Origin of the sequence: Mesorhizobium sp. M7A.F.Ca.CA.001.08.2.1, from assembly GCF_003998455.1 — a bacterium.
In the GTDB taxonomy this organism is placed as follows: Bacteria; Pseudomonadota; Alphaproteobacteria; order Rhizobiales; family Rhizobiaceae; genus Mesorhizobium; species Mesorhizobium ciceri.
Genome location: NZ_RZPW01001395.1, coordinates 1 through 597 on the forward strand (window position 1 = coordinate 1; position 597 = coordinate 597).

1 protein-coding gene is annotated in these 597 nt (G+C 66.3%); it reads left to right on the plus strand.

The window, feature by feature from the left end; genetic code table 11:
• Window positions 1-568, plus strand: a 568-nt coding sequence (locus EN914_RS37615) for a DHHA1 domain-containing protein (RefSeq protein ID WP_245497954.1), incomplete at its 5' end; no start/stop codon positions are given.
• Between the last annotated feature and the right edge of the window lie 29 nt (window positions 569-597).

The following is a 597-nucleotide window of genomic DNA, read 5'->3' on the forward strand; positions in this document are numbered from 1 at the left end:
CGCCAACGGGATCGGCACCGGCTCGGGCCGCTCGGTCTCGGGTTTCGACCTCGGCCGGCTGGTGCGCGAGGCGGCCATTGCCGGTCTGATCGTCAAGGGTGGCGGGCATGGCATGGCGGCGGGCATCACCGTCGAGCGGGCGAGGCTTGGTGAGCTCAGGGCGTTTTTCGAAGAGCGGGCGGCAGCCGACGTGTTTCGCCTGCAGGGCGAGGAAAGCCTGGCCATAGACGGTGCGCTTGCCGCTGAAGGCGCGACACTCAGCCTGCTCGACGCGCTGGAACAAGCCGGACCGTTCGGTGCCGGGCACGTGGCCCCTGTTTTCGCGTTGCCGCGCCACCGGTTGGCCGATGCGCGGCCGGTCGGCACCAATCACATCCGCGTCGAGCTGCAATCGGAAAGCGGCGGCCGGATCCAGGCGATCGCCTTTCGCGCCGTCGATACCGCGCTTGGCGAATTCCTGTTCAAGAACCGGGGCAAGACAATCCACGTCGCCGGTTCGCTCTCAGGGAATTACTGGAACGGCAACCGCACCGTTCAGTTTCGTATCACCGATGCGGCTCGTGCGTAGGTTTTGATCAGGCGAGAACTGTCTGCAGC